The sequence below is a fragment of the Hydrogenophilus hirschii genome (genome assembly GCF_054656675.1).
On sequence record NZ_BAAHXQ010000001.1, the window covers coordinates 213,757 to 237,702 of the forward strand.

23 protein-coding genes and 1 tRNA gene are annotated in these 23,946 nt (G+C 62.8%); 21 read left to right on the forward strand and 3 right to left on the reverse strand.

Annotated features, from left to right (window positions below):
• The 5 genes from rplQ to ACYQ4Z_RS01150 all read left to right on the forward strand — a co-directional run bounded on the left by rplQ (position 1) and on the right by ACYQ4Z_RS01150 (position 3,896).
• Positions 1–396: a 50S ribosomal protein L17 gene (rplQ, locus tag ACYQ4Z_RS01130; RefSeq protein WP_119334503.1), complete on the forward strand. Its 396-nt coding sequence runs from the start codon at positions 1–3 to the stop codon at positions 394–396.
• 91 nt (positions 397–487) lie between these two features.
• On the forward strand, positions 488–1,405 hold the full coding sequence (gene rssA / locus ACYQ4Z_RS01135) for a patatin-like phospholipase RssA (RefSeq protein WP_119334504.1): 918 nt from the start codon (positions 488–490) through the stop codon (positions 1,403–1,405).
• Positions 1,395–2,834: an FAD-binding oxidoreductase gene (locus ACYQ4Z_RS01140; protein ID WP_459859779.1), complete on the forward strand. Its 1,440-nt coding sequence runs from the start codon at positions 1,395–1,397 to the stop codon at positions 2,832–2,834. Before rssA ends, ACYQ4Z_RS01140 begins: the two co-directional genes overlap by 11 nt.
• Before the next feature lie 9 nt (positions 2,835–2,843).
• On the forward strand, positions 2,844–3,815 hold the full coding sequence (locus ACYQ4Z_RS01145) for a polyprenyl synthetase family protein (protein ID WP_119334506.1): 972 nt from the start codon (positions 2,844–2,846) through the stop codon (positions 3,813–3,815).
• A gap of 4 nt (positions 3,816–3,819) precedes the next feature.
• Positions 3,820–3,896 (forward strand) — tRNA-Pro (locus ACYQ4Z_RS01150).
• Between the two features lie 105 nt (positions 3,897–4,001).
• On the opposite strand, the gene efp is transcribed toward ACYQ4Z_RS01150, so the two are convergent.
• A complete protein-coding gene (gene efp / locus ACYQ4Z_RS01155; protein ID WP_119336031.1) occupies positions 4,002–4,562 on the reverse strand; it encodes an elongation factor P in 561 nt (186 codons plus the stop codon).
• 41 nt (positions 4,563–4,603) lie between these two features.
• On the reverse strand, positions 4,604–5,710 hold the full coding sequence (gene earP, locus ACYQ4Z_RS01160; protein ID WP_219972279.1) for an elongation factor P maturation arginine rhamnosyltransferase EarP: 1,107 nt from the start codon (positions 5,708–5,710) through the stop codon (positions 4,604–4,606).
• Between the two features lie 78 nt (positions 5,711–5,788).
• Here earP and ACYQ4Z_RS01165 point away from each other — a divergent pair, with 78 nt between their 5' ends.
• From ACYQ4Z_RS01165 to ACYQ4Z_RS01240, 16 genes are all read left to right on the forward strand, one after another.
• A complete protein-coding gene (locus ACYQ4Z_RS01165; protein WP_219972277.1) occupies positions 5,789–6,241 on the forward strand; it encodes a hypothetical protein in 453 nt (150 codons plus the stop codon).
• A 119-nt stretch (positions 6,242–6,360) separates the two neighbouring features.
• The gene (ndk, locus tag ACYQ4Z_RS01170; RefSeq protein ID WP_119334509.1) at positions 6,361–6,786 is read left to right on the forward strand and encodes a nucleoside-diphosphate kinase; all 426 of its coding nucleotides are present in this window, start codon (positions 6,361–6,363) and stop codon (positions 6,784–6,786) included.
• Positions 6,787–6,793: 7 nt separating this feature from the next.
• Positions 6,794–7,942 (forward strand): dual-specificity RNA methyltransferase RlmN, encoded by a 1,149-nt coding sequence (gene rlmN / locus ACYQ4Z_RS01175; protein ID WP_119334510.1) that lies wholly within the window; start codon positions 6,794–6,796, stop codon positions 7,940–7,942.
• Positions 7,943–8,758, forward strand: coding sequence for a tetratricopeptide repeat protein (locus tag ACYQ4Z_RS01180; RefSeq protein ID WP_459859783.1), 816 nt, complete (start codon positions 7,943–7,945; stop codon positions 8,756–8,758). It abuts the gene before it with no gap.
• Complete coding sequence (locus ACYQ4Z_RS01185; protein ID WP_459859785.1) at positions 8,752–9,864, forward strand: helix-turn-helix domain-containing protein; 1,113 nt, start codon at positions 8,752–8,754, stop codon at positions 9,862–9,864. Before ACYQ4Z_RS01180 ends, ACYQ4Z_RS01185 begins: the two co-directional genes overlap by 7 nt.
• 8 nt (positions 9,865–9,872) lie before the next feature.
• The gene (gene ispG, locus ACYQ4Z_RS01190; protein ID WP_459860454.1) at positions 9,873–11,132 is read left to right on the forward strand and encodes a flavodoxin-dependent (E)-4-hydroxy-3-methylbut-2-enyl-diphosphate synthase; all 1,260 of its coding nucleotides are present in this window, start codon (positions 9,873–9,875) and stop codon (positions 11,130–11,132) included.
• Between the two features lies 1 nt (position 11,133).
• A complete protein-coding gene (hisS, locus tag ACYQ4Z_RS01195) occupies positions 11,134–12,441 on the forward strand; it encodes a histidine--tRNA ligase (protein ID WP_119334514.1) in 1,308 nt (435 codons plus the stop codon).
• Positions 12,419–13,090 carry a YfgM family protein gene (locus ACYQ4Z_RS01200; protein ID WP_219972271.1) on the forward strand — a complete coding sequence of 224 codons (672 nt, stop codon included), beginning with the start codon at positions 12,419–12,421 and terminating at the stop codon, positions 13,088–13,090. Before hisS ends, ACYQ4Z_RS01200 begins: the two co-directional genes overlap by 23 nt.
• Positions 13,087–14,253, forward strand: coding sequence for an outer membrane protein assembly factor BamB (bamB, locus tag ACYQ4Z_RS01205; RefSeq protein ID WP_459859786.1), 1,167 nt, complete (start codon positions 13,087–13,089; stop codon positions 14,251–14,253). The genes ACYQ4Z_RS01200 and bamB overlap by 4 nt, the downstream gene beginning before the upstream one ends.
• A complete protein-coding gene (der, locus tag ACYQ4Z_RS01210; protein ID WP_232000004.1) occupies positions 14,250–15,614 on the forward strand; it encodes a ribosome biogenesis GTPase Der in 1,365 nt (454 codons plus the stop codon). Before bamB ends, der begins: the two co-directional genes overlap by 4 nt.
• A 79-nt stretch (positions 15,615–15,693) precedes the next feature.
• A complete protein-coding gene (gene hfq, locus ACYQ4Z_RS01215) occupies positions 15,694–15,939 on the forward strand; it encodes an RNA chaperone Hfq (protein WP_119334517.1) in 246 nt (81 codons plus the stop codon).
• The gene (gene hflX, locus ACYQ4Z_RS01220) at positions 15,939–17,138 is read left to right on the forward strand and encodes a GTPase HflX (protein ID WP_459859788.1); all 1,200 of its coding nucleotides are present in this window, start codon (positions 15,939–15,941) and stop codon (positions 17,136–17,138) included. The genes hfq and hflX overlap by 1 nt, the downstream gene beginning before the upstream one ends.
• Positions 17,129–18,448 (forward strand): FtsH protease activity modulator HflK, encoded by a 1,320-nt coding sequence (gene hflK, locus ACYQ4Z_RS01225; protein ID WP_119334519.1) that lies wholly within the window; start codon positions 17,129–17,131, stop codon positions 18,446–18,448. The genes hflX and hflK overlap by 10 nt, the downstream gene beginning before the upstream one ends.
• On the forward strand, positions 18,445–19,332 hold the full coding sequence (hflC, locus tag ACYQ4Z_RS01230; protein ID WP_459859789.1) for a protease modulator HflC: 888 nt from the start codon (positions 18,445–18,447) through the stop codon (positions 19,330–19,332). The genes hflK and hflC overlap by 4 nt, the downstream gene beginning before the upstream one ends.
• Complete coding sequence (locus tag ACYQ4Z_RS01235; protein WP_438438643.1) at positions 19,329–20,513, forward strand: ATP phosphoribosyltransferase regulatory subunit; 1,185 nt, start codon at positions 19,329–19,331, stop codon at positions 20,511–20,513. Before hflC ends, ACYQ4Z_RS01235 begins: the two co-directional genes overlap by 4 nt.
• Before the next feature lie 29 nt (positions 20,514–20,542).
• Entirely contained in the window at positions 20,543–21,853 is a 1,311-nt protein-coding gene (locus tag ACYQ4Z_RS01240) for an adenylosuccinate synthase (RefSeq protein WP_119334522.1), read from the forward strand.
• A gap of 86 nt (positions 21,854–21,939) precedes the next feature.
• On the opposite strand, the gene ACYQ4Z_RS01245 is transcribed toward ACYQ4Z_RS01240, so the two are convergent.
• On the reverse strand, positions 21,940–23,892 hold the full coding sequence (locus tag ACYQ4Z_RS01245) for an aldehyde ferredoxin oxidoreductase C-terminal domain-containing protein (protein ID WP_219972265.1): 1,953 nt from the start codon (positions 23,890–23,892) through the stop codon (positions 21,940–21,942).
• Positions 23,893–23,946: the final 54 nt, after the last annotated feature.

Genomic DNA, 23,946 nt, shown 5'->3' on the forward strand with positions numbered 1-23,946 from the left:
ATGCGACACAAAAAGGGTTACCGTAAACTCAACCGAACCTCGAGCCACCGTCAGGCGCTGTTGCGTAACCTCGCCAGCGCGTTGATCCGCGAAGAGCAGATCGTTACGACGTTGCCGAAAGCGAAAGAGTTGCGTCGCTATGTCGAGCCACTCATCACCCTCGCGAAGAAACCCACGGTGGCGAATCGTCGTCTTGCTTTTGCGCGGCTTCGTGACCGCGCCGCAGTGGTCAAGCTCTTCGACGATTTGGGACAGCGGTCCCTGAACCGCCCGGGCGGATATACGCGCGTGCTGAAGTTCGGCTATCGGGATGGCGACAACGCGCCGATGGCGATCATCGAACTGGTCGATCGTCAAACGGCAACCGAAAGCGGCGAGGCAACCGCCGCGCAATAAGCGCCGATGCGTCGCTTGGGCGATCGTGAAAGAGCCGGTAGCCTGTGCCACCGGCTCTTTTCTTTTGCCGTCACAAGAGAGGGGGTTAGCGATGAAAGTCGGTTTGGCGTTGGGATCGGGTTCCGCACGGGGATGGGCCCATTTTGGGGTCATCCGCGAATTGCGCGCGTTGGGTGTGTCGATCGATATCGTCTGCGGAACGTCGGTGGGTGCGCTGGTCGGCGCTGCGCTCGCTTCCGGAAACGAAGAAGCGATGGCGGAATGGGTGGCGCGCCTGGGTTGGACCGATGTCGTCGCGCTGATGGATGTGTCGTTGCGCGGCGGTGCGTTGCAGGGCGACAAGGTGGTCGAGTATTGTGCGGAACACTTTTTCGCCGACCGTTTCGAGGCGCTCCAACTGCCGTTTGCCTGCGTTGCGACCGAATTGAGTAGCGGGCGTGAGGTCTGGTTGCGCGAAGGGCTGCTCGCGCCGGCGTTGCGCGCGTCGATCGCGTTGCCGGGAATGTTTCAGCCGCAACGCTTGGGGGGTCATTGGTTGGTCGATGGCGGATTGGTGAACCCGGTGCCAGTCTCGCTCTGTCGCGCGCTTGGCGCGGACGTGGTGATCGCGGTCGAGCTCGGAGCGGGGAGAGCGACGCGCCACATGCGCAAAGCGCCACCCTTTCGGGAAAAGCCGGTCGAACCCGAGCGCAGTGGTTGGACCGAGCAGATGAAGGAGCGTTTTCTCTCTTGGGTTGGCGCCTCGTCACTCTTCGATTGGGTCGACGCGCGCGAAGCCGCCGACGAGATCCCCACGCTGGGTGCCGTCTTGGCAACGTCGATCAATATCATGCAGACGCGGATTGCGCGGGCGCGCTTGGCGGGTGACCCCCCCGACGTCCTCATTCAGCCGCGATTGACCGAATTTTCGATTCTCGACTTCCATCGCGGCAAAGAGGCGATCGAAGAGGGAGTCGCGGCTACCCGCCGAGTCCGGGCGCAAATCGAGGCGGTGCTCGATGGTTTCTGAACAGAAAAAGGAGCTCGTCGCCGCGCTGCTGGCAGAACTGCCTGAGGGTCGTGTGGTGGCGCCGGACGAACAGTCTGCGCTTCTGACCGATTGGCGCGGCCGCTATCAGGGTGACGCGATCGCGGTCGTTTTTCCGCGCACGACTGCTGAAGTGGCTGCTGTGGTCGCCTGGTGTCGTGCGCATCAGGTAACGATCACGCCACAAGGGGGTAACACCGGTTTGTGTGGCGGCGCAACTCCTTTGGGTGGGGAGCGGCCGCGGCTACTCCTCAATCTTCAGCGTCTCGACCGCATCCGTTCGCTCGACCCGTTGGGCGGTTTTCTGGTCGCAGAAGCCGGCGTGACCGTTGCCGCACTGCAAGCAGCGGCCGCCGAGGCGAATCGCCTTTTCGCGCTCTCGTTGGCTTCCGAAGGGAGTGCGACGTTGGGGGGCGTATTGAGCACCAACGCGGGCGGCGTCCACGTGGTGCGGTATGGGACGATGCGCGCGCAAGTATTGGGCGTCGAGGCCGTGTTGGCGGATGGTTCGGTGGTGGCGAACCTCTCGGGGCTGCGCAAGGACAATACGGGCTACGATTGGCGGGATCTGTTGATCGGCGCAGAAGGAACGCTCGGGATCATCACTGCGGCCGCGGTGCGACTCTTCCCGCGGCCGCGGTGGCAGCAAACGGTTTGGGTGGCGCTTACCGATCTCGACGCAGCTGCGGCACTCTTCGTCGCGTTGCACGAGACCTTTGGGGACAAGTTGACCGCGTTCGAATTGATGGGGCGGACGGTGTTCGAATTGGTGCTGCGCCATATTCCCGACGCGCGTGCTCCGTGGCAAGCAGAAGGCGTGCCGGAGTGGGCGGCGCTCGTGGAATTGAGCGATACGGCACCCGCTTCGGGGCTCGATGCGCTGACCGAATCGTTCTGGGGCGAAACGTTTGCGAACGGGTGGGTGCGTGACGCGGCGGTCGCACTGAGCGAACAGCAGCGGGTGCGCTTCTGGCAGTTGCGCGAGTCGGCTTCGGAAGCGCAGCAGCGTGAAGGGGTGAGCATCAAGCACGACATCGCGTTGCCGCTTGCGCAGATCGTGCCGTTCATTCGCGCTGGTGAAGCCCATTTACCTGCCCGTTTTCCCGGTGTGCGCATCGCCTGCTTTGGCCATTTTGGCGACGGCAATCTCCATTACAATTGCTTTTTGCCGTCTGGGTTGGATCGTGCGGACCGTGCGGCCGCCGCAGCGGAGGTGACGCGCTGGATTCACGATGAGGTGGTGCGCCGTGGCGGTTCATTTTCTGCCGAACATGGCATCGGTCTGCTCAAGGTCAAGGAGATGGCGCGGTACAAGTCGGATGCCGAATTGGCTTTGATGCGACGGATCAAAGCGGCGCTCGATCCCGACGGTCTGTTCAACCCAGGAAAAGTGCTTCCCGAAGTAGGGTAAGGAGAAAAGATGGCTGCTGCTCTGCCGTTCTTGACCCCGGTGCGCGAGGCGTTTCGTGCGCTCGACGAAACGATCCGCGAGCAACTCCACTCCGATGTGGCGTTGGTGCGCACGATCGCCGATTATCTGATCGCCGCGGGTGGCAAACGGTTGCGGCCAGCGGTCCATCTCTTGGCGGCGGGGGCGTGCGGCTATGAAGGGCAGGATCGGGTCACGTTGGCCGCGGTGATCGAGTTCATCCATTCGGCAACGCTTTTGCACGACGACGTCGTCGATGAGTCCGATTTGCGCCGCGGTCGGCGGACCGCAAACGCGGTGTTCGGTAATGCTGCGTCGGTATTGGTGGGGGATTTTCTCTACTCCCGTTCGTTCGAGCTGATGGTTTCCGTTGGGCGGATGCGGGTGATGGAGATTTTGGCGAAGACCACGAATGCGATCGCCGAAGGGGAGGTGCTGCAGTTGATGAACTGCGGGAACCCCGAGGTGACCTGGGACGATTACTTCCGGGTGATCGACTACAAGACGGCAAAACTGTTCGAAGCGTCGGCGCAGCTCGGGGCGGTGGTGGCCGATGCCCCGCCTGCGGTGGAATCGGCTTTGGCGACCTATGGCCGCCATTTGGGGATCGCATTCCAGATCGCGGACGATGTGCTCGATTACACTGCGGACGAAGCGCAATTGGGGAAACACCTGGGCGACGATTTGGCCGAAGGGAAGCCCACTTACCCATTGCTCTACGTGCTCGAACAGGGGAATGATGCGCAAAAAAGACTCGTTCGCGAGGTGATCGAGACAGGGGCGCGTGAGCGACTCGATGCGGTGGTGGCTGCGGTAGAGGCGTGCGGGGCGATCGCGGCCAGTTACGACGCAGCACGTTGCCATGCCGAAACGGCCAAGAAGGCGTTGACAGCGCTTCCCTCTTCCCCTTGCCGGGAAAGTTTGCTACAATTAGCGGACTTCGCCGTTGAGCGAACGTTTTGACGATCGGGGAATAGCTCAGCCTGGTAGAGCACTGCGTTCGGGACGCAGGGGTCGGAGGTTCGAATCCTCTTTCCCCGACCAATCGAAATCGACGTAACAAAAAACCCACCGGATTCTCGGTGGGTTTTTTGTTGGGTTTTGAGTGCCGTGCCACCGCTGGCCGAGCACGGCCAGCGGCGAAACCGATTACGAAACCCGGCGTTTGTATTCGAACGTGTTGGTGTCGATTTCGATCTTGTCGCCGATCTCGACGAACGCCGGCACTTGGATTTCGAAGCCGGTCGGTTTGATACGCGCCGGTTTCATCACTTTTCCTGACGTGTCGCCGCGCACCGCCGGTTCGGTGTATTCCACTTCCCGAACGACCGAGGCGGGGAGTTCGACGCCGATGGGCTTACCTTGGAAGAAGACCAGCTCGGCGGTCATGCCGTCCTCGAGGAACGGCAAGACGTTCTCCATGTTCTCTTTTTCCACCTCGTATTGGTTGAACTCTTCGTCCATGAAGACGTACATCGGGTCGGCAAAGTAGCTATAGGTGCATTCTTTACGCTCGAGAATCACCGTTTCGAACTTCTCGTCCGCCTTATAGACGGTTTCGGAGACGTTGCCGGTGAAGAGGTTTTTGAGCTTGAGCTTCATCACCGCAGCGTTGCGCCCCGATTTGTTGTATTCGCCTTTGAGCACGATGTAGGGTTCGTCCTTGATCAGGACGACGTTACCGTGACGCAGTTCTTGCGCTTGCTTCATCATAGGGATTTCGCCTCTTTCCAAGCAAAAACAAAACGCTATTATCGCACGGTCGGTGAAATCATTCCAAGTACGGTTTGTCCAAGCTCTGGTAACTGCAGCAGCGTTTCGCGCCATGCGGCCGCATGGTTCGCCCAAGCCTCCCATTCGGTGAGCGCAAGACGCCAGTCGTGCGCGTCGGTAATCCGCGTTTCGGTATCGGTCAGTGGCCAGTGGCCGCCAAAGCGGGTGCGAAATGCTTCGGCGAATTGTACGTGTGCGCCGTCGGCACGCCGGTAGGGACTCCAGACGAACGGACGTGCGGCCCATTGCGCGCGTACGAACGAATCTTCTCCGCGTACCCAGTTGAGATGGCACAGCGTGAGGAGTCGATCGTAGTCGTCTGGGGCCAGGAAGGGGATGGGTTGCCAGACGTGTGGGGTACCCGGCCAGGCTTGCGGTGATTCGTCGAGCGCGATTCCGGCGGCGGCAAGCGCCTGCCGTGGCGCACCAGGTGGAACGAAGAGGAGCGTCGGTGTTGGGTCCGCAGCAAGTGCAGCAAGTAGCCCCGAGAGCGGCGCATCGGCGTAACAAAAGAGCGAGACGCGACGATAGCTCAGGGCAGACAGCGGGGTGAGGCGCGTGAAAAATACGGCTGCCTCTGTGTCGGACCATTCGGCAAAACGGGATAGGAGATCGGGTTCGCGCAAAAGCCCTCCGCATCTCGGTTCGAATCCGGGAATGCACCATTGGGCGTCGAGCGGCAGTCTCGGGTGGGGACTGCTGAGCCCGTGGACGCTGCCAGCCCAGGGCTCGGTAACCAGATGGTCGAGGACGATCCATCGTGGGGGGTGCGGGCGGCGTGCTGCGAATGCCGCTAGCCACGGGTCGCTGAAACCGCACGCAAACGCTTCGATCACCGCGTCGACTTGGGACACCTGGTCGCGATCTTCTGCCGTTGGCGCCGAACGGTGCCAACGGCGCACGGTGAGCGTGGGCGGACAGGAGGTTCGCGCTACGAAAGATTGTGCCGCCTGCCAGTCGTCAACCCACCAGACGACCTCGTGTCCTGTGTGTGCGCAATATCTGGCCAAACGCCAGGTGACGCCGATGTCGCCCCAGTTGTCGATGCGGGCGCAAAAAATAGCGATTTTCTTTCCGGAAATCAAAAGGGTGTCGATCGGTTGTGCCGGCTGGGAATGGGTGTATTATAAAAAATTGGGTGCAACGGAGCAGGAGTGGTTTCAATGGTTCGAAAAGTGGGGATTGGGTGCGCCATCTGGCTCATCGCGGCGCAGTGGGCTTACGGGGCGGCTCAGAACGAGTCGAGCGAGATTACGCAACTCGATTTGCGCTTACCCACAGGGGTCTATCGCTGCGCTTACGGGGAACCTTTGGTGGGGATCGAGCGTGGCACCGAAACCAACGGGACCGTCAAAGTTCACTATCAAGGGCGGGTGCATGAGCTGCGGCGGGAGATCTCGAAGTCGGGGCTGCCACGCTTTTCCGATGAAACGGCTGGACTTTTGTGGATCGATTTGCCGTGGAAGAGTGTGCTTTTGAATCTCAAGAACGAGCGCCCCATTGCCAACGACTGTACCTTTGCACCGGAGCTGGCCCTAGCGCAACTCGATAAGAGGGGTGCGGCAGAGCGTTTGCATCAAGAGAAGCGCGTCAAGAAGGTTGCGAAAAAACACTGATTCTCCTTTTGGCGTTGCTGCGAAAAGCGCCCGAGCGGCGGGCAGGGAGACAGCGGGTTCTCTTTTACCTCCTGGCGTACGGGTACGTTATAATCGCACTTTTTTGTGGAGAAGGAAGCATGGCAATCGAACGCACGCTCTCGATCATCAAACCCGACGCCGTCGCGAAGAATGTGATTGGCAAAATCTACCAGCGTTTCGAAGACGCCGGGTTGAAAATCGTTGCGGCGAAAATGGTGTGGCTTTCGGAGAAAGAAGCGGCGGCCTTCTACGCCGTTCACAAAGAACGCCCTTTCTTCAATGACCTGGTTCGCTTCATGACCTCCGGGCCGGTGATGGTCCAGGTGCTGGAAGGGGAAAACGCGATCGCGAAGAACCGCGAATTGATGGGGGCAACGGATCCGAAGAAGGCTGCGCCAGGGACGATTCGTGCCGATTTCGCCGAATCGATCGATGCGAATGCCGTCCATGGTTCCGACGGTCCCGATACGGCACGTACCGAAATCGCTTTCTTCTTCCCGGAAATGGCGATCTATTCGCGCTGACCGCCGAATGAAAGAGACCGAAGCTGCCGTGGCTGACGCGGTGCCGACCAATCTCTTGGAGCTGACGCGTGAGGAGCTCGAAGCCTGGTTCGTCGCGCAAGGAGAGAAGCCCTTTCGCGCGCGCCAGGTCTATCGCTGGATTCACCGCATGGGCGTTGCAGAGTTTGCCGCGATGACCGATGTCGCGAAAACCTTGCGGGCGCAGCTGGCGGAAACCGCGTCGATCACGCCGCCTCGGGTGATTTCGGACCGCGTCTCGAGCGACGGGACGCGGAAATGGCTCTTGGACGTCGGTCAGGGCAATGCGGTGGAGACCGTCTTCATCCCGGAACGCAGCCGGGGAACGCTCTGCATCTCGACCCAAGCAGGCTGCGCGCTCGAGTGCGCGTTCTGCGCCACCGGCAAGCAGGGTTTCAACCGCAATTTGACGACCGGCGAAATCCTAGGGCAATTGTGGCTGGCCAACCATGTGTTGGGGCCAGCGTACGAGCACGCTCGGCTCGACGACGGCGATTGGACCGACAACGGGCGCGTGGTGACCAACGTCGTGATGATGGGGATGGGGGAGCCGCTTGCCAATTACGATGCGGTGGTGCGCGCGCTCAAAGTGATGCTCGACGATTTCGGCTATGGACTGTCACGGCGCCGGGTGACGGTATCGACCTCAGGGTTGGTGCCGGCGATGGATCGGTTGCGCGTTGAATGTCCCGTGGCATTGGCCGTTTCGCTGCACGCGCCCAACGACCGTTTGCGCGACGAATTGGTTCCGATCAACAAAAAGTATCCGCTCAAAGAACTGATCGCGGCGTGCGAACGGTATCTCACCGCGTCGCCCCGCGATTTCATCATGTTCGAATATGTGTTGCTCGACGGGGTGAACGACAACCCGCGCGATGCGCAGGAGTTGGTCGAGCTGACCCGCGGCCTTTCGTGCAAATTCAACTTGATCCCGTTCAACCCCTTCCCGGGAAGTCCGTTCCGACGCCCGGCGCCTGAGCGTGTCCGTGCGTTTGCCGAGCGGCTGATGGCTGCAGGGCGCCTGACGACGATCCGTCGCACCCGCGGTGACGACGTCGCAGCGGCGTGCGGCCAATTGGCGGGACAAGTCCAAGATCGGACCCGTCGTTCGCTGCGCCTGGTTGCCGCGGAGGGGTGAATGAAGTGGAGACAGGTCGTTTGTGGGGTCGCAGCAGCGTTCGCGCTTGCGGGGTGCGCTTCCGTTGCGACGCCACCGCGCGCGGGAATCGCAGAGGGGGCTTATCCCGCCCCCCTCTTGGACCAAACGGCAGAGCGCCCTCAGGATAAGGAGCGCAAAGCCCGCATCGATCTCGCGCTTGCTTATCTCGAACTGGGGCGAGTCGATGTCGCACTCGACGAAATCGCAAAAGCGCGCGCGCTCGACGCCTCTGACCCGCTGGTGCCTTATGCGTGGGGGTTGGCCCATCTGGCGTTGGGGGATCGTGCAACCGCAGAAAAGAGCCTAGAAGAAGCGCAGCGACTCGCGCCCAACGATCCGGACATTCTGCATGCGCTCGGCTCGCTCCGTTGTTCCGCAGGCCGTTTCGAGGAGGGGTTGGCGTTGCTGCGCCAGGCGGCGATGAATCCCTACTATCCGCGGCGCGCGCGTTCGCTCGCGAACCATGCGTGGTGTGCTTGGCGTGCCGGCGATGAATCTTCGGTTCAGAACGAGATCGACATGGCGCTCGCGCTGCAGCCCGACGATTTCCTCGTCCAAGTCCGCGCATTGCAATGGGCGGCGCGTAACCGGCAGTGGGCTATTGCGGATCGCCATTTGGAACGGCTCGTCCAGCGCGCGCCCGACGACCCGATGGTCTGGTGGCTCGCGGCCAATCTTGCGCACGCCAAAGGCGATCGTCTGAACGAAACGCGCTGGGCCGAACGGTTGCGCCAAGAGGCGCCCAACCGCTTGGAGACGCGCAAATTGGAGCGAGGAGAGTGGGAGTCATGGTGACAGAAGAACGCGGCGCTTCACCAGAGGCGGTTGGCGAAGCGATTCGTCAGCTCCGGGAGGCTTCTGGTTGGTCGCGTGAAGCGCTTGCCGCCGAGCTGAAGATCGCTGTCCGGCAATTGGCCGCGCTGGAAGCGGGTCAGTGGCGCGAACTCCCCAACGCGATTTTCGTGCGCGGCGTGCTCAAAGGGATCGCGCGCTGGGGGAATCGCGATCCGCAGCCCTGGTTGGAGGTGGCGCAAGCCTGTTTCGCCGAATCGACCGTTCGCCTGACGCCGCCCAGCAACGCTGAGGGCGAAATCGTCGTGCGTCGCCCTTTTTGGCGTCATCCGGTCGTGCGCTTCGCAGGCGGTGTCGTCGTGGTTGGTCTGCTGCTCGTCGGATATCTGCAGTGGTTCGGGGTTTGGGAATCGGATTTGTCGATGACCGACGGCGTATCGTTACGCACGCCGCTCGTTACACCCAACGGCGAGACCAACTCGGCAGTCGTGGTCCTGCCGCCTACCACGACACCGGGCGGCACGCATGCGCCCACGGCCGAGACCCCGCCCGACTCCGGCACCGAAAAAGCGGTCTCGTCCGGCGTCGCATCGCGATCCGACGCAGACGGAGCCGAGGCAGCCAGCAAGCCTGACACGGCCAATGCCAATGCGCGCGCACGCGAAACGGCAACCGGGGGTTCCGCAGACAGCGCCAAAATGAACGAACCAACTGCGGCGCATGGCCAAGCCAATCCGGTGCCGGCTCAGCAAACCGCGACGGCAGTGGAGACGCCGCGTGCAGCGAGCAACCAGGGGGCGGCAAGCGCAGCCAATGTAGCGCCTGAGGAAGCGGCTCAGCCGAAGCCAACCCCGTCGCCGCAGCAGGCTTCGGGGTTAGCAATCCGTGCGGAAAAAGGGGACTCTTGGATGCGGATCACCGCCAAGGATGGAACGAAAGTCTATGACGGCATCCTCCGGCAAGGCGATAGCCGCACCTTTCCAACCGACGGCGCACCGTATGCGCTTCACCTGGGGAACGCCCAGGCGCTGGTGATCGAATGGAATGGCACCACCGTCGAACCCCCCAGCCGCGGGGTGGTTCGCTTGCAAGTCCCGGCACAACCATGAGCGACGCGATGCTCAGACCGGAGCCGTTCGTTGCGCCGATGCCGTTTGGACCGGCAGCGCGCCGCCCCACCCATCAGGTCCGAGTTGGCCGGGTGACGATCGGTTCGAGTGCGCCGGTGGTGATCCAGTCGATGACCAATACCGACACCGCCGACGTGGCCGCGACGGCCCGGCAAGTCGCGGCGTTGGCGCATGCGGGTTCTGAAATCGTTCGCGTTACGGTGAACAGCGCAGCCGCAGCGAAAGCCGTCCCGGAAATCGTCGATCGTCTGCTGGCATGGGGTGTCGACGTTCCGCTGGTCGGCGACTTTCACTACAACGGCCACCGTCTGTTGCGTGACACGCCAGCCTGTGCCGAGGCGTTGGCGAAATGGCGAGTCAATCCCGGTAATGTCGGGTTTGGAGCGAAACGCGACGCGCAATTCGCTGCGATCGTCGAACTGGCGTGCCGTTTCGACAAACCTCTGCGGATCGGGGTCAATTGGGGCAGTCTCGACCAGTCGGTCTTGGCGCGGCTGATGGACGAAAACGCCCGCCGTAGCGAACCCTGGCCTGCAGACGCGGTGATGCGGGAAGCGCTCGTCACCTCGGCATTGGAGTCTGCGGCGGAAGCGGAGCGCCTGGGGTTGGCGCCGGACCGGATCGTTTTGTCGGCGAAGGTCTCGAGTGTGCAAGACTTGATCGCGGTCTATCGTGCGTTGGCTGCACGCTGCCGTTATCCGCTCCATCTTGGTTTGACCGAAGCGGGAATGGGCAACAAAGGGATCGTCGCGAGTACCGCGGCGTTGGCGGTATTGCTGCAAGAGGGGATCGGCGATACGATTCGCGTCTCGCTCACCCCCGCGCCTGGGGAACCGCGCACGCAAGAGGTGGTGGTTGCGCAACAGATCGTGCAGTCCTTGGGTCTGCGGGCGTTTGCCCCGACGGTGACGGCGTGTCCGGGGTGCGGCCGCACGACGTCGACCTTTTTCCAAGAGTTGGCGCAGCGTACCGAAGCGTTTTTGTGCGAGCGCATGCCCGAATGGCGACAGCAGTTCGACGGGGTGGAACAACTGAGCGTTGCGGTGATGGGGTGCGTCGTCAATGGTCCGGGAGAGTCGCGGCACGCCCATATCGGCATTTCGCTGCCCGGCACCGGTGAGGCCCCAGCAGCGCCCGTTTTCATGGACGGAGAGAAGGTGGCCACGTTGCGCGGCGACCGGATCGCCGAAGAATTTTTGGCGCTGATCGAGCACTACGTGACCACCCGTTTTGTGAAGAAAGGATGAGATGAGCCAGAAAGGGATCCGCGGTGTTCGCGGCATGAACGACATCCTGCCGCCCGAATCGTTGCTTTGGAACGAATTCGAGGCGCTGGTGCACTCATGGGCGGCAGCCTACGGCTATCGGCCGCTGCGCACGCCGATCGTCGAGCAGACGGCACTCTTCAAGCGGGCGATCGGCGAGGTGACCGATATCGTCGAAAAAGAGATGTACGCCTTCGAGGATGCACTCAACGGCGAGCACCTCACGTTACGGCCGGAGGGAACCGCGGGGTGCGTGCGCGCCGCGATCGAACACAATCTGTTGCACCAGGGGCCGCAGCGCCTGTACTACTGGGGCCCGATGTTTCGCCATGAACGGCCGCAGAAAGGGCGCTACCGGCAGTTTCACCAGATCGGCGTCGAAGCGTTGGGCTTTGCCGACCCCGAGATCGATGCGGAATTGATCGTGATGGGGGCGCGGCTTTGGGACGATTTGGGAATCACCGACGTTCGGCTCGAAATCAACTCGCTAGGGGATCCGGAAGAGCGCGCGGCGCACCGCGAAGCGCTGGTCGCCTATTTCACCGCGCACCAGGACGAATTGGACGAGGATTCCCGTCGTCGGCTCTCTCGCAACCCGCTGCGCATTCTGGACAGTAAAAACCCCGCGATGCAGCCCCTCATCGAAGAGGCGCCGCGGTTGTTGGACTATCTGGGGGCCGAGACGCGCGCCCATTTCGACGCGGTGTTGGCGCTGATCGAAGCGGCGGGTATTCCCTACCGGATCAACCCGCGGCTGGTTCGTGGCCTCGACTACTATAACCGTACCGTATTCGAGTGGGTGACGCCGAAACTCGGCGCCCAGGGAACGATCTGTGCCGGAGGGCGTTACGACGGGCTTTTCGCCCAGCTGGGGGGGAAACCGGCTCCCGCAGCCGGGTTTGCGCTCGGAGTCGAGCGGGTGCTGGCGCTCTGGGAGGCGTGTGGGGGGGAGCCGCCGCAACCGGAACTCGACGTCTATCTCGTCCATCAGGGCGAAGGAAGCGCGCCCGCGGCGTTTCGACTCGCCGAAGCGTTGCGCTCGAGCGGCTTTTCGGTGATCGTCCATGCTGGCGGAGGCAGTTTCAAGAGCCAGATGAAGCGTGCCGACGCCAGCGGCGCCGAGGTGGCGGTGATCCTGGGCGAATCGGAGCTTGCCAGTGAGACGGCCACGGTGAAACCGCTGCGGCGACCAGGCGCACAACGGCAAGTGCCGTGGACGCAGCTCGAGGAGGTCGTGGCGCACATCCAATTGGGATCGGAGGAAAGCGATGGCGCTGGTACTCTCGCATGAAGAGCAGGAGCAGCTTGACGCGCTCAAAGCATGGTGGCGGGCAAACGGCCGTTTGCTCATCGTCGCGGTGAGCGCGGCGCTCGTTTTTTCGCTCGGTTGGAACGGTTGGCAGTGGTGGCGGAGCGAACAGGTCCAAGCGGCGGCGCAGGCGTTCGAAGCGATCGATCAAGCCTTGGAAAAGCAGGCTTGGGCAGAAGCGCGCGCCGCGTGGGAGCGTCTCAAAGCTGTTCCGTGGGTTGGGAAAGCGCAGGCGGCTTATGCGGCGCTTGCGATCGCGGACCAGGCGGCAGCCAAGAATGCGGCCGCCGAGGCGATTCCCGTGGTGCGTGAGGCGGGGACGCTCGGGGTCGACGACGACGCGGTGCAACCGCTTCTGGCGTTCACGTTGGCGGAACTCCATCTGGCGCAAGGGGAATACGACGCGGCGGCGAAAGCCTTGCCGCAAGCGGTGCCGGCACCCTATCAGCCGCGATTGTGGGCACTCAAAGGCGATATCGCGCTCGCGCAAGGTGAGGCGCAACAGGCGGTTTCCCATTATGACAAAGCGCTTGCCGAGGTGCGCGGCGACCCCTCGTGGCAGATGGTGTTGCGCGCAAAGCGCGAGCAAGCGGCGATCGCGTCCGATCCCGTCAAGGAGCCTACCCAATGAAACGTTTCGCGCTTGTACGGCGTTGGCTGGTGTGCGCTGCGCTGGTGGTTGGGATTTCGGGGTGCGCCTCGCTCGACGCGATCAACCCGTTTGCCGCTTCGGGCCCAAAGCCGGCACCGTTGCCGGAGCTTCGTGACGCGCTCTCCCTCCCGGTGCGTTACACCGAACGGCTCTCCGCTGGCGAGCGCCGCTATCTCACGCCGGCGCCTGTTGCCGACGGAGTGGTCGCCGCGGGAGGTAAAGGGGAAGTGGTCTTGATCGACGCCAACGGCAAGGAGCAGTGGCGAACCGAGGTAGGCGCGCCGATCCTGGCCGGGGTGGGGAGCGATGGTCGGTTGGCAGCGGTGGTGACCGAACAGGGGGACGTGGTCGCGATCAACGTCAGTGACGGCTCCATCCGGTGGCGTCAAGCCGCTGCGCTGCCAGCGGTAACGCCGCCGCTGGTGCACGACGGGTTGGTGGTCGTTCGTGCTGCGGACCATCGGCTGCTGGCGTTCGATGCGTTCGATGGCAAAACGCGCTGGCGGTACGAGCGGCCGCTGCCGCCGCTTTCGTTGCGGCAGAGTGCACCGCTCGTTGCCGCCGGTGGCGCGATTTTCGTCGGCTATCCCGGCGGAATCGTCGCGGCGCTCGATCCCAACCGGGGGCAGCCCTTCTTCGAGCTGACGGTCGCGCCACCCAAAGGGACGACCGAAATCGAACGGTTGACCGATATCGTGGGGCCCGTGGTGCTGGACAACCAAGAACTCTGCGCGGCAGCCTACCAAAGCCGTATCGCCTGTTTCGACCTGAACACCGGGCGGGAAGTGGTGACGAGTGCGATCGCGACGCGAGTCGGGATCGATCGCGATTTGCGTTCCGTGATCACCGTCGACGAAGTCGACCGGATCGTCGCGATCGACCTGTTCAACGGACAACCGCGCTGGCAAAACGATTCGCTCGTCTACCGACAGCTGACGCGTCCGGTGGTCTTTGGCGACGTTGCGCTGGTCGGGGACGCGCAAGGGTATCTCCACGCCGTCGATCTCAGTGACGGCCAGGTCCGCGCTCGCACCCGCATCGGCAGTGGCGCGATCGTCGTGGCCCCGCAGCGCCTTGCCGATGGTGCGGTTGTGGTCCAGAATCAAGACGGCACGGTAGCGGTGGTGGAGCGCGCACGGTGAGCGAGCGGCTGCCGACACTCGTTTTGGTCGGTCGTCCCAATGTGGGCAAATCGACCCTCTTCAACCGATTGACGCGGTCGCGTGACGCACTGGTTGCGAACGTTCCCGGTTTGACGCGCGACCGTCGCTATGGCCGCGGCAAAGTGGGGGGGCGCCCCTATCTGGTCGTCGATACGGCGGGATTCGATCCAACGGCGAAAGAGGGGCTGACCGCCGAAATGGTCCGGCAAGCGGAGCTTGCGATTCGCGAGGCCGACCTCGTGCTCTTCGTCGTCGACGGTCGCGCGGGCTTGACGCCACACGACGAAGCGATCGCGGACTATCTGCGCGCGCTGGGGGTAGCAGTACGCGTGCTGGTGAACAAAACCGAAGGGTTGGACCGCGCGATCGCGCGCGCCGATTTCTATGCGCTGGGGTTTGGCGAACCGTTGTCGATTTCGGCGTCGCACGGTGACGGCGTGCGTGAGATGATTCACGAGGTGTTGGCACCCTTCCCAAAGCCGAAGCCGAATAAAGACCCGCTGGCCGAAAGGGAAACTGAGGAGACGGAACGCGAAGGGATTCGCGTTGCGGTGCTCGGACGTCCGAACGTCGGTAAATCGACGCTCATCAATGCGCTGATCGGGGAAGAACGCCTGATCGCGTACGACATGCCGGGAACCACCCGCGACGCGATCGACGTGCCGTTCGAACACAACGGTCGCCCCTACACGTTGGTCGACACCGCGGGCGTGCGCAAAAAGGGGCGGGTGACCGACACCATCGAGAAGTTTTCGGTGATCAAGGCGTTGCAAGCGGTAGAAAACGCCAACGTCGCGATCCTGACGCTGGATGCGACGCAAGAGGTGGGGGAGCAGGATGCCCATTTGGGCGGTTTCATTTTGGAGACTGGGCGGGCGCTGGTGATCGCCGTGAACAAGTGGGATGCTGCCGACGCCTACCAGCGGCAGCGGATCAAGACGCAGCTTGCGCACAAACTCGCGTTCCTCTCGTTCGCGCCAGTGGTCTTTTTGTCGGCGAAAACTGGAAAAGGGCTCGACGCGCTGATGCGCGCAGTCGACCAGGCATACGCTGCAGCGATGAAAAAACTGCCGACGCCACAACTGACGCGGGTGTTGCAAGAACTGGTGAAGCGTCAGGCACCGCCGCGCCACGGTCTCTTTCGCCCCAAACCGCGCTATGCCCACCAGGGCGGGAGCAATCCGCCGATCATCGTGATCCACGGCAATGCCCTCGAACACCTGCCGAAGTCGTACCTCCGCTACCTGGAGCATGGGTTCACCGAAGCGTTCGGGTTGAAGGGTACGCCGTTGCGGCTCGAACTGCGCACGAGTCACAACCCATACGCCGAAAAGGGATAGTCGCGCCAAGGTGCACCACCCGTTGCGCAACTCGCGTACAATATCAGGTTCCGATCACACACCATCAGAGTCGAGAACGATGAGCAACAAAGCCCTCCAACTGCAAGACCCTTTCCTCAACCTGCTGCGCCGTGAGCGCGTGCCGGTTTCCATTTACCTCGTCAACGGGATCAAATTGCAAGGTCAGATCGAGTCGTTCGATCAGTACGTGGTGCTCCTCAAGAACACCGTGACCCAAATGGTCTATAAACACGCGATCTCCACGGTCGTGCCGTCGCGCCCGGTGACCTTGCGCGAAGTTCACGGGGAAAGCGAAGAAGCCTGATGTTCGAACGCCCGCGTTTCGGCGAGCGGGCCTGGCTCGTCCAAATCGATTTCGGCGAAGGGCGCGTTGCCGAGCGGCTGGAAGAGTTGCGCCAGCTCGTCGTGAGTGCCGGCGCGGAAATCGTCGGCGCACTGACCGTGCGTCGCGCCAAACCCGATCCCGCCACCTTCCTCGGTTCGGGTAAAGTCACCGAGTTGGCTGCGCTGGTGCGCGAACACGGGGCCGATCTCGTCGTCTTCAACCATGCGCTCTCACCGGCGCAACAGCGCAATCTCGAGCAAGCGCTCGCGTGCCGGGTGGTCGATCGCAATACCTTGATCCTGGACATTTTCGCGTTGCGCGCCAAAAGCGCCGAAGGGAAGCTGCAAGTCGAACTCGCACAGCTCGAATACCTGAGCACCCGGTTGGTCCGCGGTTGGACCCACTTGGAGCGGCAACGTGGGGGGATCGGCTTGCGCGGCCCCGGCGAAACGCAGCTCGAAACCGACCGGCGGTTGATCGGCGCGCGGGTGAATCGGCTCAAAGCGCGATTGCAACGGCTGGAAAAACAGCGGGCGACCCGACGTCGCGGCCGGCAGCGATACGGCGTGCCACAGGTGTCGCTCGTCGGCTACACCAACGCGGGCAAATCGACCCTCTTCAACGCGCTCACCAAAGCGCAAACGTACGCGGCAGACCAACTTTTTGCCACACTCGACACCACCTCGCGGCGGATCTGGCTGCCGCAAACGGGTAACGTGGTGCTCTCCGATACCGTGGGCTTCATCCGCGATCTGCCGCACGACCTCGTTGCCGCGTTTCATGCGACGCTCGAAGAGGTGAAAGAGGCCGATCTGCTGCTGGTGGTGAGCGATCTCGCCAGCCCCGACAACGACGCGCAGCACGAGGCGGTGACCGAAACGCTGCGGCAGATCGGTGCCGAGTCGGTTCCTGTCTTGGAAGTGGGGAACAAAATCGATCTCCTCGATCAAAGCCCAGAGGTGGTCCGTGACGGCTGTGGTACGATTCGGCGCGTCACCGTGAGTGCGGCAACCGGCGCTGGGCTCGAGCTGCTGCGCGCCGCGATCGACGAGCGGTTGCATACGGCTACCAACGCTTCGTCCGGCGAAAAGAACACCGAGACGAACAGCGCATCAACACAGGATTACACCGAACCATTCTGGGAACCGCTTGAGAGGGAAGTATCACCATGTCCTTGAACGATCCGCGTTGGGGCGATGACGATCCGCGGCAACGCCCCGAAGACGCATCGCACGGGCCGCAACAGCGGCCGTCTGGGCAACGGCCCGATGATGGACCGCCTGACCTCGACGAAGTGTGGCGCGAGTTCAACGAACGGCTGAACGCGTTGTTCGGAGGCAAAGGGGGTGGTCGTCGTCCGCGCGGTCCCCTAGCTGGCGGTAGTGGCGGCGATCCGCGCCGCGTCTCCCTGTTCATCGGGTTGCTGGCGGTCGCAGCGCTTGCCCTGTGGCTCGCTTCCGGTTTTTACAAAGTGGAAGCGAACGAGCGCGCCGTAGTATTGCGCTTCGGAAAATATGTCGAAACCACCGAGCCTGGGTTGCGCTGGCGGTTGCCGTGGCCGATCGAATCGCACCAACTGGTCGATTTCACCGGAGTGCGCACCGTCGAAGTCGGTTATCGGGGAAGTGAACGCAACAAAAATCTGCGCGAAGCGTTGATGCTCACCGACGACGAAAATATCGTCACGATCTTCTTCGCGGTGCAGTACCGCTTGAAATCGCCTGAAGACTACCTCTTCCGCGACCGGGCGCCGGACGAGACCGTGAAACAGGTTGCTGAAAGCGCGATGCGCGAGATCGTCGGGAAGAGCAAGATGGACTTCGTCCTCTACGAAGGGCGGGAAGAGATCGCGGTGCGCACCCAAGCGTTGATGCAACAGATGCTCGACCGCTATCAAACCGGAATTCAAATCGTGCGGGTGACGTTGCAAAACGCACAACCGCCCGAGCAGGTGCAAGCCGCGTTCGACGACGCGGTGAAGGCGGGGCAAGACCGTGAACGGTTGCGCAACGAAGGCGAAGCGTACGCCAACGCCGTGATTCCGCGTGCCCGCGGGACGGCGTCGCGGATGATCGAAGAGGCGCAGGCCTATAAATCGCGCGTGATCGCGCAAGCCGAAGGGGACACGCAGCGCTTCTTGAGCCTCTATGAGCAGTACCGGCAGGCACCGGCGCTCACCCGCGAGCGGCTCTACCTCGAGACGATGCAACAGGTCTTTACCCACACGAGCAAAGTGCTGGTCGATGTCGAATCGTCCAACAACCTGTTGATGTTGCCGCTTGCGGAGATCCTGGGGCAGCAGCGCGGTGCGGGCAGAGCCGCACCCGCCAGCGACGCCAGTCAATCTCCTGAGGATCTGTTGCGTGACGCCGTCTCAGGTGCGGTTTCGCCCCAAAGCAGCGGCGTCGCGTCCCCCTCGACGGGTTTGCTCGACCGCGCCCGAGACGCGGTCCGAACCTTGACGCGTGACCGGGAGAGCCGCCCATGAACCCAAGAGCCACGCTTTTGATTGGAGTGACGCTGATCGTTGCGGTATTGGCGTCGATGAGCCTCTTCGTGGTCGACGAGCGCCGTTATGCGATCGTGACGCAATTCGGTGAAGTGCGGCAGGTGATCGATCAACCCGGGCTCCATTTCAAGATGCCGCTGATCCAAAATGTCCGTTTTTTCGACAAGCGGCTTTTGACGATCGATACGCCCGATCCGGAGCGCTTTATCACCTCGGAGAAGAAAAACGTGTTGGTCGACCATTTCGTCAAATGGCGGATCGTCGATCCGAAGCAGTATTTCATTTCGCTGGCGGGTGATGAGCTACGAGCGCGCACCCGCATCATGCAAACGGTAAACGCCACGTTGCGTGAAGAGTTCGGTCTGCGCACTGTTCATGACGTCGTCTCTGGAGAACGGTACCGGGTGATGGAGGAGGTGCGGCAAAAAACCGACAAGGACGCACGCACCTTTGGGGTTGCAATCGTCGATGTCCGGCTCAAACGCGTCGACTTGCCGGTAGAGGTTTCCGAATCGGTCTATCGCCGCATGGAGGCCGAACGCAAACGGGTGGCGAACAACCTGCGCTCCGAAGGGGCGGCGGATGCCGAACGGATCCGCGCCGAAGCCGACCGCGAACGTGAGGTGATCATCGCAAAGGCGTACCGCGAAGCACAGAAGATTCGTGGTGAGGGGGACGCCGAAGCGGCAAGGATTTTCAACGAGGCGTTTGGACGCGACCCTGAATTCTTCCGCTTCTACAGAAGCCTCGAAGCGTACCGCGCGAGCTTTGCCCGCCGCGACGACGTGCTCGTGCTCGATGCCACGAGCGAATTCTTCCGCCATTTCCGCGGCGACGCTGCAGCGACCGAGGGGGCGCGATGACGCTGTGGACGGTGCCCGACCACTTCCGCGACGAATTACCGCCTGCGGCGGAGCGGCTCGAGACGTTGCGGCGGCAATGGCTCGACCGGCTGCGGGGGCACGGTTATCAGTTGGTCGCGCCGCCCCTCATCGAGTATCTGGACGCGCTCACCGTCGGTTCCGGGCGGGACCTTGCGGAACGGACCTTTCAGGTGGTCGATCCGCTCACCGGCAAGCCGGTGGCGGTGCGTCCCGACATGACCCCGCAGATTGCGCGGATCGACGCCCATTTGTTGAACCGCAGCGGGGTGACCCGCTTGTGCTATGCCGGACCGGTTGCCCACGCGCGCCCGGCCAATCTCCTCGCGGTGCGCGAACCTTGGCAGTTGGGTGCCGAACTCTACGGGCATGCTGGCGTCGAAGCCGATTGCGAAGTGGCGCGTTTGCTGCTTCGTCTCCTAGCGGAAGCCGGACTGCGGCACGTTCGTCTGGAGTGTGCGCACATGGCGATCTTCCGGGCGCTCACGCGGGGTTGGTGCGAAGCCGATGCGGAGACGCTCTTCACCCTGTTGCGCGCGAAAGATCGCGCCGATCTGCAACGTTTCCTCGCGGGACAGGAACTGCCTGCCGAGGTACGGGCAGCACTGCTCTGGCTGCCACACGCCTACGGTGGCGAGGAGGTCTTAGCCGAGGCGCGCCGCCGCTTGCCCGATTGGCCCGAGATCGCCGCGGCGCTCACGCAACTCACCGCGCTCGCTAAGGCGCTTGCAGCGGAAGGAGCTGCGGTGGGGTTCGATCTGGCCGATTTGCGCGGCTACTACTACCACACGGGCGTGATGTTCGCTGCATTCGCACCGGGAAGCGCCGCTGCGGTGGCGTTGGGTGGGCGCTACGACGGCATGGGCGCTGCGTTCGGACGGGCGCGGCCTGCTACCGGCTTTTCGATCGACTTGCGTGCGGTGGTGACGCTCTTACCGCTTTCTCCGCTCCCCGGCGCGATCCTTGCACCCGCGTTGGGTGCGGACGCCCCGGCAAAGCAGCGCACCGCGCTTGTGGAGCGGGTCGCTGCGCTGCGCGCAGCGGGAGAGGTGGTGGTCGACGAATTGCCTGGACACCCCCGCGAAAGTTGGTTTGAGGCGGGGTGCACGCGCCAGCTGGTTTGGGAAAGAGGCGCCTGGCACGTGGTGCCTTTTGCGGAATGAATCGAGTCGAGGAGTAGGGAGCGGTAGCGATGGCCAAAAACGTGGTCGTGGTGGGAACGCAGTGGGGCGATGAAGGGAAAGGGAAAATCGTCGACTGGCTCACCGATTCCGCACACGGGGTCGTTCGGTTCCAAGGCGGTCACAACGCCGGACATACGTTGGTGATCGGCGACCAGACCTTCAAGCTCAATCTGGTTCCTTCCGGGATCGTTCGTCCCAACGTGGCCTGTTTCATCGGCAACGGCGTGGTGCTGGACATCCACCACCTCTGCGAAGAGATTGCGACGCTCGAAGCGGGGGGGATCGAGGTGCGTTCCCGCCTCAAGGTGAGCCCCGGCTGTCCGCTGATCCTGCCTTATCACGTGGCGCTCGACCGCGCACGGGAAGCGGCGCGCACCGGTAACAGTAAGATCGGCACCACTGGGAAAGGGATCGGCCCGGCTTATGAGGACAAGGTGGCGCGGCGCGCGGTGCGTGTCTATGACCTCTTCGACCCGGTGCGGCTGCGCGATCGAATCGAAGCCAACCTGGCGTTGGTGAACCATCTGCTCACCACGGTGCTCGACGCCGAACCGGTGACGCTCGAATCGTTCTGGGAGCAACTCCTTGCCGACGCCGAAACGGTCAAGCCGTTGGTCGCCGACGTCTCTGCGGAACTCTACCGTATCAACAAAGCGGGCGGAAACCTGCTCTTCGAAGGGGCGCAAGGCACGCTCCTCGATATCGACCACGGAACCTATCCGTTCGTGACGTCGAGCAACTGTGTCGCGGGTGCCGCAGCAGCGGGCGCCGGGGTCGGTCCGGGGCGGTTGCACTATGTGCTCGGAATCACCAAAGCCTACTGTACGCGTGTCGGGGGTGGCCCATTCCCGACCGAGCTCGACATCGAAACCGAAGGGACGCCGGGTTGGCAGATGTCGACCAAAGGGCGTGAATTCGGCACCGTCACCGGGCGTAAACGGCGCTGCGGTTGGCTCGACCTCGCGGCGCTCAAGCGTTCGCTCATCATCAACGGGGTCACGGGGCTCTGCATCACGAAACTCGACGTGCTCGACGGGCTCAAGGAGCTCAAACTCTGTGTCGGGTACGAAATCGACGGCAAGCGCGTCGATCTGCTGCCGATGGGGGCCGACGAAGTGGCCCGGTGCCGACCCATTTACGAGTCCTGGTCGGGGTGGCAGGCGAGCACCTACGGCGCGAAGCGGTGGGAGGAGCTGCCCGCAGCGGCGCGCGCCTATCTGCACCGCATCGAAGAGTTCTGTGAGGTGCCGATCGACGTGATCTCCACCGGCCCCGAACGGAGCGAGACGATCCTGCGTCAGCACCCGTTCGGCGCCTAGGTAAGCGGGGAGCGCTTACCTCACGGGTGCGCAAGCGCGCGGCCGCCGATCGTAGCAAAAGAGCGGGAAAGCGGCTTTGACCCAGGTCAACGTTGGTGCGCCTGGGCCATCGCTGCGATCTGCGCTTCACGCACCGTGTTCCAATAGCGTTGCGCCAAACGTTGCCAGGTGGTGCGGTCGTTTGCAGCGAGCAAACGGTCGATCGTCTGCTCGGTGGTTTCACCCGGTTGCGCTTCAGGAGCGAAGAATGCGGCGACTGGTGAGAGGTCCACTCCGTTTTCGCGCTGCCAGCGCCAGTAGTGGGCGAAGAGTTCGATCAAGCGGGGGGTCTCCCAAAAACGACTCGCTGCTTCTTCGGCAGCGAAGAGCTCTTGGGCGAGGCGCTTCACCCGTTCGTTGTAGTCGGCGGGAAGCCCGCGGTGGTTCGCCAAGAGTTGTTCGGCCATCGGTTCGCCCCAGGCGCGATGGAAGCGGCACATCCCGGCGTTGTCGGAGATGAGCTCACCGATCATCCGCGCGACGTTCCATTGCCCGAGCGCTTCCGGCGAAAGGAGATCGTAGCCGTAGAAGACGTAGTATTTGCCCATGATCGGCATCGGGCTGAACATCCCTGGAACGAAATATTGGTTGGGGACGAGCGCGCCGCGTTCGCCGTGCGCGAGGTAAACCGCGCGGTCGCCCGGCCGTGTCTGCGGGTAGCGGGCGTTGAGGGTCTTCGCTGCAACGCGGATCCCTTCGCGCAGCGGGGCGGCGCGCTCATCCCAGAGGATCGCGTCGATCGTGCGCAGGGCGTAGTCGGCGTTCGCGGCGCTGTCGGCGACGAGGTCGAACTGCGCCGGGTCGGCGGTGAAGCCGCGAAAGCGCAGTTGGTGTGCTGGGGGGAGCCCGAGTTCAGTGGGGTCGAAATCACCCGCGGTGATCGCTTCGAAGAGCCAACCCAGGGTGCCGCCGAGCTGGATCGCGTCGAATCCCATTGCGTCGGCGACGTCATTGACCCGTTCAGCGGCGCGCTGGTCGAAGATCCCGATCTGCGGGCCCAGCGTATGGTACGGCTCGTAATCCTTTTTGTGCGGTCCGTTCATCTTTTTGCATGCGACCGAGCAGGGTTCGCCGCAGTGTTCGAACTGCTTGTTCGCGATGGTCTCTTCTTGGAACTGTTTCCAATAGTGGCCCAGCACGAAGCGCTCCATCTGCGCCAGACGTTCCGCTTTGGGTGCGAAGACGCTCTGGTAGTGGAACGACAGGATCTTGTCTCCCATTGCGGCGTAGTTCGAACCGAAGGTGCCGCCGGTACCCGTCTTGGGGTCGAACGAGTATTTTACGGTGGTGCGCTGCTCGACTTTGACGTAGCGATCGCCAAATCGTGCTTCGAAATCGGGGTCGTATGCTTTCGTCGACTCTTTCGCAGGCTCCCATGCGCCGCCCACGAGAAGCGCCGCGATGTTGAAATCGCGGAACAAAGTCGAGCCCATCCCGCCGCGGCCACAGAATTCGGTGACCCAGGTGATCGCCCCTTTTTCGACCGGGTTCGAGACGATCGTTCCCTCCCACGTGACTGCCGCAGCCGGACCGACCGCGAGCGCTCGCACCTGTTTCGGCGGAAATGCCACGCCGAAGCGGTCGAGCATCGCTTGCTGAACGGCGAGTGCGCCAGTGAGCTGGGCGCCGTCGCTGGCGCGCCGATACCCGTCGCGCCAAAGTGACTCGAGATCGGGGATCGGCTCCAGAGTGACGGTGGCTGCGTTGCCGTCGTGACGCAAGATCAGCACCGACGGTTGCGCCGCGCGTCCGACGAGCGTCACCCAGGGGATGCCGAAATGTTTGAAGGTGTACGCGACGCCGCCCGCGGAGGAGAGATAAAAGCTTTCCCATTGGTGGCTGTAGCCGCAGACGAAGAGACGGCGTGCGCCCGCAAGGGGCGAATCGGCAAGCCGCCCGATGCCGAACGTAAAGGCGTTGCGCCCATGCTGTTGGTAGGCGCGCCAACCGTATTCGATCGGTCCGGTGATCGCATCAGAAGGGTGCTCGGTGCGGGTCACGCTGCTATCGTTGAGCGCAATGGTGAGGCTGTGTGCCGGAAGCCAGGATGACGA

What these genes read in the sequence shown, in the direction of transcription:
- ACYQ4Z_RS01240 (WP_119334522.1), top strand. Translation starts at nt 20,543, where the DNA reads ATGGCCAAAAACGTGGTCGTGGTGGGAACGCAGTGGGGCGATGAAGGG.
- ACYQ4Z_RS01145 (WP_119334506.1), top strand. Translation starts at nt 2,844, where the DNA reads ATGGCTGCTGCTCTGCCGTTCTTGACCCCGGTGCGCGAGGCGTTTCGT.
- ACYQ4Z_RS01200 (WP_219972271.1), top strand. Translation starts at nt 12,419, where the DNA reads ATGGCGCTGGTACTCTCGCATGAAGAGCAGGAGCAGCTTGACGCGCTC.
- rlmN (WP_119334510.1), top strand. Translation starts at nt 6,794, where the DNA reads ATGAAAGAGACCGAAGCTGCCGTGGCTGACGCGGTGCCGACCAATCTC.
- hflK (WP_119334519.1), top strand. Translation starts at nt 17,129, where the DNA reads ATGTCCTTGAACGATCCGCGTTGGGGCGATGACGATCCGCGGCAACGC.
- ACYQ4Z_RS01165 (WP_219972277.1), top strand. Translation starts at nt 5,789, where the DNA reads ATGGTTCGAAAAGTGGGGATTGGGTGCGCCATCTGGCTCATCGCGGCG.
- ACYQ4Z_RS01180 (WP_459859783.1), top strand. Translation starts at nt 7,943, where the DNA reads ATGAAGTGGAGACAGGTCGTTTGTGGGGTCGCAGCAGCGTTCGCGCTT.
- ACYQ4Z_RS01185 (WP_459859785.1), top strand. Translation starts at nt 8,752, where the DNA reads ATGGTGACAGAAGAACGCGGCGCTTCACCAGAGGCGGTTGGCGAAGCG.
- ACYQ4Z_RS01235 (WP_438438643.1), top strand. Translation starts at nt 19,329, where the DNA reads ATGACGCTGTGGACGGTGCCCGACCACTTCCGCGACGAATTACCGCCT.
- efp (WP_119336031.1), bottom strand. Translation starts at nt 4,562, where the DNA reads ATGAAGCAAGCGCAAGAACTGCGTCACGGTAACGTCGTCCTGATCAAG.
- hflX (WP_459859788.1), top strand. Translation starts at nt 15,939, where the DNA reads ATGTTCGAACGCCCGCGTTTCGGCGAGCGGGCCTGGCTCGTCCAAATC.
- hfq (WP_119334517.1), top strand. Translation starts at nt 15,694, where the DNA reads ATGAGCAACAAAGCCCTCCAACTGCAAGACCCTTTCCTCAACCTGCTG.
- hflC (WP_459859789.1), top strand. Translation starts at nt 18,445, where the DNA reads ATGAACCCAAGAGCCACGCTTTTGATTGGAGTGACGCTGATCGTTGCG.
- bamB (WP_459859786.1), top strand. Translation starts at nt 13,087, where the DNA reads ATGAAACGTTTCGCGCTTGTACGGCGTTGGCTGGTGTGCGCTGCGCTG.
- ispG (WP_459860454.1), top strand. Translation starts at nt 9,873, where the DNA reads ATGCTCAGACCGGAGCCGTTCGTTGCGCCGATGCCGTTTGGACCGGCA.
- ndk (WP_119334509.1), top strand. Translation starts at nt 6,361, where the DNA reads ATGGCAATCGAACGCACGCTCTCGATCATCAAACCCGACGCCGTCGCG.
- hisS (WP_119334514.1), top strand. Translation starts at nt 11,134, where the DNA reads ATGAGCCAGAAAGGGATCCGCGGTGTTCGCGGCATGAACGACATCCTG.
- ACYQ4Z_RS01140 (WP_459859779.1), top strand. Translation starts at nt 1,395, where the DNA reads ATGGTTTCTGAACAGAAAAAGGAGCTCGTCGCCGCGCTGCTGGCAGAA.
- rplQ (WP_119334503.1), top strand. Translation starts at nt 1, where the DNA reads ATGCGACACAAAAAGGGTTACCGTAAACTCAACCGAACCTCGAGCCAC.
- rssA (WP_119334504.1), top strand. Translation starts at nt 488, where the DNA reads ATGAAAGTCGGTTTGGCGTTGGGATCGGGTTCCGCACGGGGATGGGCC.